The organism is Mycolicibacterium phocaicum (assembly GCF_010731115.1).
Classification (GTDB): domain Bacteria; phylum Actinomycetota; class Actinomycetes; order Mycobacteriales; family Mycobacteriaceae; genus Mycobacterium; species Mycobacterium phocaicum.
Map to the genome: position 1 here is coordinate 4,252,525 of NZ_AP022616.1, position 6,852 is coordinate 4,259,376.

A 6,852-nucleotide genomic window follows, 5' to 3' on the forward strand; every position below is an offset into this window, starting at 1 on the left:
GCCTTCTCCCGTGGCTCTCTACCGCAAGTACCGACCGGCAAGTTTCGCTGAGGTAGTCGGGCAGGAGCATGTCACCGAGCCGCTGTGCAACGCGCTCGAATCGGGCCGGATCAACCACGCCTACCTGTTCTCCGGGCCGCGCGGTTGTGGCAAGACGTCGTCGGCGCGCATCCTGGCCCGCTCGCTGAACTGTGAGCAGGGGCCGACGGCCAATCCGTGCGGCGAGTGCCATTCGTGCGTGGCGCTCGCGCCGAACGGGCCGGGCAACATCGACGTCGTCGAACTCGACGCCGCCAGCCACGGTGGTGTCGACGACACCCGTGAGCTCCGGGACCGCGCGTTCTACGCGCCGGCGCAGTCGCGGTACCGCATCTTCATCATCGACGAAGCGCACATGGTGACCAACGCCGGTTTCAACGCGCTGCTCAAGATCGTCGAGGAGCCGCCGGAGCACCTGATCTTCGTGTTCGCCACCACCGAGCCGGAGAAGGTGCTGCCGACCATCCGGTCGCGTACCCATCACTACCCGTTCCGGCTGCTGCCGCCGAAGACCATGCGCGGCCTGCTGGAGAAGATCTGCGCCCAGGAGGACGTCGGCGTCGACGACGCGGTGTACCCCTTGGTCATCCGCGCCGGTGGTGGTTCGCCGCGTGACACGTTGTCGGTGCTCGACCAGCTGCTGGCCGGCGCCGAGCAGAATCGCGTCGTCTACCAGCGGGCGCTGTCGCTGCTGGGCGCCACCGACCTCGCGCTGATCGACCGGGCCGTCGACGCGCTGGCCGCCGGCGACGGCGCGGCGCTCTTCGGCGCCGTCGAGTCGGTGATCGACGCCGGGCACGACCCACGCCGCTTCGGCACCGACCTGCTGGAGCGCTTCCGGGATCTGATTGTCCTGCAAGTGGTTCCGGACGCCGCGGCCCGCGGCGTGGTCGACGCGCCGGACGACGTCATGGAGCGCATGCGGGACCAGGCCGCCCAGATCGGCACCGCAACACTGACCCGCTACGCCGAGGTCATGCATGCCGGACTGGGGGAGATGCGCGGCGCGACGGCACCGCGACTGCTGCTCGAAGTGGTGTGTGCCCGGCTGCTGCTGCCGTCGGCCAGTGACACCGAAGCCGCTCTGCTGCAACGCATCGAGCGCATCGAGACCCGGATGAACGTCTCGATCCCGGCCTCGGAGGCCGGGACCGTGGCTGCCCCGCGGCCCGCTGCGGTGGCGGCTCCGGCCCCCGCCTCGGCACCGGTCGCCGAGTCGTACGCGGAGGCACCGCAGGCTCCGGCTGCCCCGTCCTCGGCGGCGGGCAACCGGCAGTTCACGCGGAGAAGTCAAGTACCCCAATCGGTTTCGACACCTGAAGCGGAGCCGACGCCGCCGCCCGCACCCCCGGCGCCACGGCCCGAGCCGCGTCCGGCCCCCGAACCTGCGCCGGTTCAACGTGAAACATCACCTGAACCCGTCGCCCCGCCGGCTCCCGCACCGGCCGCCGCGGCGCCCGTGCAGCCTGCCGCCGCGACACCCGGTGAGCCCGATGCCGCCGCGGTGCGGGCCATGTGGACGACGGTGCGCGAGAAGGTCCGGGCGCGTAGTCGCTCACTGGAAGCCATGCTCATGGAGGCGACGGTCCGCGGCATCGAGGGCGACACCCTCGTCCTGGCGCACCCGGCGCCGCCGCTGGCGCGGCGCCTGTCGGAGCAGCACAACTCGGACGTCATCCGCGAGGCCCTCAAGGACGCGCTCGGGGTGAACTGGCGGGTGCGGTGCGATACCGGGGCGGGGCCCGCTGGTGCCGCGCCCGCGGGTGCGGCGCCGGCCGCCGCGGCGCCGCGAGCCGCCGCGCCGACGCCAGAACAGCAGGCCGCGGTGGAGCGCGCCGAAGAAGAGGACATGCTGGCCGACGCGGCCAACGACCGGGGCACCGACGTCCCCCGGCGCGACCCTGAAGAGGTGGCGCTGGAACTGCTCAAGAGTGAGCTGGGCGCCCGACCCATCGGGGAGTAGTCAGGGCGTCCACCACGGCCGCAGCGGCAGCCCGCCGTCGGCCCCGTGCTCGTCGAGTTTGACGGCCAGAACCTGGTGCAGCTGAACCACATTGGTCTCGAATCCCACCCGGGAACCGGCCATGTACATGCCCCAGACCTTGGCTGTGGCCACGCCGACCTCGGCGACCGCGTCGTCCCAGTTGCGGACCAGGTTGGCGCACCAGTCGCGCAGCGTCAGGGCGTAGTGGTGGCGCAGGTTCTCCTCGTGCAGCACCTCCAGTCCGGTGTCCTGGGCGGTGGCGATTATCCGTCCCGAGCCGGTCAGTTCCCCGTCGGGGAAGACGTAGCGGTCGATGAATCCGCCGATGTGCCCCGGCCGGTTGTGCGGCCGGGTGAGGCAGTGGTTGAGCAGCAGCCCGCCGGTCCGGAGCCGGTCCCGCAGGAACCGGAAGTACGCCGGGTAGTTGGCGACGCCGATGTGCTCGGTCAGGCCGATCGAGGAGACCGCGTCGAAGCCGTCCTCCCGCACGTCGCGGTAGTCACCGTGCACGACGCGGGCGAGGTCGGCCAGGCCCTCATCGGCGATGGCGCGCTGTGCCCAGCCGGCCTGCTCCGCCGACAGCGTCACGCCGGTGGCCCGGACACCGTGCCGGGCGGCGTACCGGACCATGCCACCCCAGCCGCAGCCGACGTCGAGCAGCCGATCGCCGGGCTGCAACCGCAGCTTGTCGAACACCAGCCGGTACTTGTTCTCCTGGGCCTCCTCGAGCGTGGCATCCGGCCGTGGATAGCACGCGCAGGTGTAGGTCATCGATGGGCCGAGCACCAGTTCGTAGAAGGCATTCGACACGTCGTAGTGGTGGTGGATGGCCTCGGCGTCCCGGATTCTGCTGTGCCGCAGCCCTTCTGCCATCCGGCGCCATTTCGGCAGGGCCTCCTGCGGTGGCGGGGCGATGGGCAGCAGATGTTCGAATCCGATGGACCGCACGATGTTCGCCAGCACCCGGATCGGCGGACGCTTGAACTCCACCTTGTCGGCGAGAGCCTTGAGCAGCTCGTACGGGTCGCCCGGATGCACTCCGAGCGCGGCGAGATCGCCTGCGACGTAGGCGCGAGCGAGGCCCAGGTCGCCCGGCGCGGTCGCCAGGTAGGTGGTGCCGCGCGGAGTGAGCAGGCTCAGACCGAGTTCGGCGTCTTCGGGGCCGGCCGAACTGCCGTCGTACGCCTCGAATTTCAGGGGGAGCCGACCACTCGAGAAGCTCTCCAGGACCTCGGCCAAGGTGAGCCTGCCGTCGGTCGTGTCCCGGTCGTCAGTTGTCGTCATTGCCGTTGTACCGCCTTCTCATAGAGACCTAGTAGCCGCGATTCGGGGTCGTAAACGTCTTTGACCTTCTGGTACTCCGCGCCGCCGTAGCGTTTGTCGAAATCCGCGCGCGAGTAGAACGACTCGGAGTACAGGGATTTGTGGCCGCCGCACTCGTCGACCTTGTGCTCGATTAACCGGTTCGTCTCGCCGGCGACGGGTCCAGCCGGGACCGATGACCAGAACCCGACGTTGACGTAGTTGCGGTGGGGCTGGAGCGGATACAGCGGCCAGTGGGTGTCGTCGCGTAACCGCAACGGGCACAACCAGATCGGGGTGATGGGTACCCGGGCCAGGAACCACGCGAGAAAGTCGACGACGCGCTCGACCGGTACCTCGACGTCCTGCACGACGCGCTCGCGCAACGGCTGGCGCGGGGCCAGCAGGCTGCGTCGCTCGATCCGGTCGGCGATGTGGAAGCGCTGGTCCAGACCCACCAACTTCCAGTAGACGCTGCTGCGGCGGTACCGGCGGGGCCACAACCGCCGGATGAGCGGGAGTTGCGCGCCGAAGGCCGCCGAACACCAGAACCAGTCGGTGTCCCAGCGCCAGAGATAGTCCTGCGTGGTGAGCCGGTCGTGCCGCTCGCCGGAGTCGTGCTGGATGGAACGGTAGAAGATGCGCCGGCCGGTGTAGTCGCTGACCGGCCCGTCGATCCCGGTCTTCATGCCGAGGCACAGATAGCTTTCGTCGGGCCCGAACACGACGCCGTCGAGGTAGTCCACCGGCACGCCGTCGTGGCCGCCGGTGTCGAGAATGCGCGCCAGTTCGTCGATCAGGTCGGTCACCCGGTGGAAGCGCAGGTGCCGCAGCTTGACGAACGGGCGCACGGGCTCGAGCTCGATGCGCAGCCGCACCGAATAGCCCAGCGTCCCATAGGAATTGGGGAAGGCGTGGAAGAGGTCGGGGTGCCGGTCGCGGCTGGCGGTGACCAGCTCGCCGGCGCCGGTGAGGATGTCGAGCTCCAGCACGGACTCATGCGGCAGCCCGTTGCGGAACGACGTCGACTCGATGCCCAGTCCGGTGACCGCGCCCCCGAGGGTGATGGTCTTGAGCTGCGGTACGACCAGCGGTGCCAACCCGAACGGCAGTGTCGCCGCGACGAGCGTCTCGTAAGTGCACATGCCCTGCACGTCCGCGGTGCGCGACTCGGTGTCGACGGCCAGCACACCGTCCAGCCCCGAGACGTCCAGCCCCTTGGTCTTGGTGCGCGTGCGTGCCCGGAACAGGTTCGACGTCGGTTTCGCCAGCCGCACTGTCGCACCCTGCGGGATGGCGCGATAGCTGTCCAGGAGTCGCTGAACGGCCACCTCGTGGGCGGCCGTCGCATCGGTCGTGACAGCAGTCACACATATACGCTAAACCGAGACAGCGGTCCTCGCGACCGCAAGGGAAGCCAGATGAACAGGAGTTTTACCTGATGGGACAGGTCAGTGCGTCCAGCACCGTGTTGATTCTCGCCGAGCCGGAGAAGGTGCTTGCGGCAGTCGCCGACTACCAGACGGTGCGCCCGAAGATCCTCTCGTCGAACTACAGCGGCTACCAGGTGCTCGAAGGCGGACAGGGCGCCGGCACCGTCGCCACCTGGAAGCTGCAGGCCACCAAGAAGCGCTCGCGTGAGGTCAAGGCCACGGTTGACGTCGCCGGCAAGAGCGTCATCGAGAAGGACGCCAACTCGTCGATGGTGACCACATGGACCGTCGCCCCGGCGGGCACCGGCTCGACCGTCACCGTCAAGACCGCGTGGCAGGGCGCGGGCGGTATCGGCGGCTTCTTCGAGAAGACCTTCGCGCCGCTGGGTCTGCGCAAGATTCAGGACGAGGTGCTGGGGAACCTGAAGAAGGTCGTCGAAGGCTAGCCCTTCGGCGCACGGAGATTCTTTTCGCGGCCAGTCGGTCGCCCGGTGATCCGTCGGGCGACTAGGCTGGCGCGCACACCCGATCATCGAAACTTGAGGGGATCGTCATGCAACCCGGTGGCCAGCCCGATATGTCCGCGCTGCTCGCTCAGGCGCAGCAGATGCAGCAGCAGCTCATGGCGGCGCAGGAGTCCCTGGCCACCTCGTCGGTGACCGGTCAGGCCGGTGGCGGTCTGGTCAAGGTCACCATGATGGGCAGCGGTGAGATCACCGCGCTCACCATCGACCCGAAGGTCGTCGACCCCGACGACATCGAGACGCTGCAGGACCTCATCGTGGGTGCCCTGGGTGACGCCTCCGAGCAGGTGACGCTGATGGCGCAGCAGCGCCTCGGTCCGCTGGCCGGCGGTATGCAGGGCATGGGCCTGCCCGGGTTCTGATGTGTTTGAAGGACCCGTACAGGATTTGATCGACGAGCTCGGCAAGCTGCCGGGCATCGGGCCGAAGAGTGCCCAGCGCATCGCGTTCCACCTGCTGTCGGTGGAGCCGCCGGACATCGACCGGCTGACCGCGGTGCTGAACCGGGTACGCGACGGCGTCAAGTTCTGTGCGGTGTGCGGCAACGTGTCCGATGACGATCGCTGCCGGATCTGCAGTGACCCGCGCCGCGACGGTTCCCTGGTGTGCGTCGTCGAGGAGCCCAAGGACGTCCAGGCGGTGGAGCGCACCCGCGAATTCCGCGGGCGCTATCACGTCCTGGGCGGCGCGCTGGATCCGCTGTCCGGCGTCGGGCCGGAACAATTGCGAATCCGCGAGCTGCTCAACCGCATTGGCCAGCGGGTCGACGGTGTGGACATCGTCGAGGTGATCATCGCGACCGACCCCAACACCGAGGGCGAGGCCACGGCCACGTATCTGGTGCGCATGCTGCGGGACATCCCGGGGCTGACGGTGACGCGCATCGCGTCGGGTCTGCCGATGGGTGGCGACCTCGAGTTCGCCGACGAGCTGACGCTGGGCCGGGCCCTGGCCGGCCGCCGCGCGATGGTCTGATTCGCGGCCCCGCCGAAATCGCCTCCCGTCCGGCCGCCCCTCGTACCTCTCTCTCTGGCACCGTTGCAGCAACTTCAGCTAACTATCGGAAATGGCCGTCTGACGGTGTTCCCAGGGAAGTCGGTACCGTCGTCGGCATTGGGCAAAGAAGGTCGCGAAAGTCGTTACGGTGTCGGTGTTTTCGGACGGATTGCTCGATCGCGGCGCGCCGGGGCGGGTTTATTGACGCCCATTTGTGGACATAGTCAGAGCATGTAGCATTCGCCCACGGGTCGAGTGAAATCGCAAAGCCCAATTATCTTGAGCGTCAATTCTTTTGGGAGCACCATGAGCACCAACCCGTTCGATGACGACAATGGATCTTTCTTCGTGCTGATCAACGACGAAGAACAGCACAGCCTGTGGCCGACATTTGCTGATGTGCCGGCGGGCTGGCGGGTGGTATTCGGCGAGGCGGACCGCGCCTCGTGCCTGGAGTACATCGAACGGGAGTGGACCGACATCCGGCCGAAGAGTTTGCGGGACCGACTGGCGGTGGGTCAGCAGCTCTGATCGCTCGGTAAGTCAGGGGTAGTTCGGCATTTCAGTGTTTGGG

7 protein-coding genes are annotated in these 6,852 nt (G+C 68.2%); 5 read left to right on the forward strand and 2 right to left on the reverse strand.

What is annotated here, in order from left to right; translation table 11 throughout:
- Positions 1 to 10: 10 nt before the first annotated feature.
- Complete coding sequence (locus G6N46_RS20420) at positions 11 to 2,002, forward strand: DNA polymerase III subunits gamma/tau (RefSeq protein WP_163692925.1); 1,992 nt, start codon at positions 11 to 13, stop codon at positions 2,000 to 2,002.
- On the opposite strand, the gene G6N46_RS20425 is transcribed toward G6N46_RS20420, so the two are convergent.
- Together G6N46_RS20425 and G6N46_RS20430 are read right to left on the reverse strand one after the other, a co-directional pair.
- Complete coding sequence (locus G6N46_RS20425) at positions 2,003 to 3,307, reverse strand: class I SAM-dependent methyltransferase (protein ID WP_138250988.1); 1,305 nt, start codon at positions 3,305 to 3,307, stop codon at positions 2,003 to 2,005.
- Positions 3,304 to 4,695 (reverse strand): FAD-binding oxidoreductase, encoded by a 1,392-nt coding sequence (locus G6N46_RS20430; protein ID WP_138250987.1) that lies wholly within the window; start codon positions 4,693 to 4,695, stop codon positions 3,304 to 3,306. Before G6N46_RS20430 ends, G6N46_RS20425 begins: the two co-directional genes overlap by 4 nt.
- A 71-nt stretch (positions 4,696 to 4,766) precedes the next feature.
- Here G6N46_RS20430 and G6N46_RS20435 point away from each other — a divergent pair, with 71 nt between their 5' ends.
- From G6N46_RS20435 to G6N46_RS20450, 4 genes are all read left to right on the forward strand, one after another.
- Entirely contained in the window at positions 4,767 to 5,204 is a 438-nt protein-coding gene (locus tag G6N46_RS20435; RefSeq protein WP_020101051.1) for an SRPBCC family protein, read from the forward strand.
- A 107-nt stretch (positions 5,205 to 5,311) separates the two neighbouring features.
- Positions 5,312 to 5,644, forward strand: a complete 333-nt coding sequence (locus tag G6N46_RS20440) for a YbaB/EbfC family nucleoid-associated protein (protein WP_029105129.1) — start codon at positions 5,312 to 5,314, stop codon at positions 5,642 to 5,644.
- A 1-nt stretch (position 5,645) separates the two neighbouring features.
- Positions 5,646 to 6,257 carry a recombination mediator RecR gene (recR, locus tag G6N46_RS20445; RefSeq protein ID WP_029105128.1) on the forward strand — a complete coding sequence of 204 codons (612 nt, stop codon included), beginning with the start codon at positions 5,646 to 5,648 and terminating at the stop codon, positions 6,255 to 6,257.
- A 327-nt stretch (positions 6,258 to 6,584) separates the two neighbouring features.
- Positions 6,585 to 6,809, forward strand: coding sequence for an MbtH family protein (locus G6N46_RS20450; RefSeq protein ID WP_061001811.1), 225 nt, complete (start codon positions 6,585 to 6,587; stop codon positions 6,807 to 6,809).
- Positions 6,810 to 6,852: the final 43 nt, after the last annotated feature.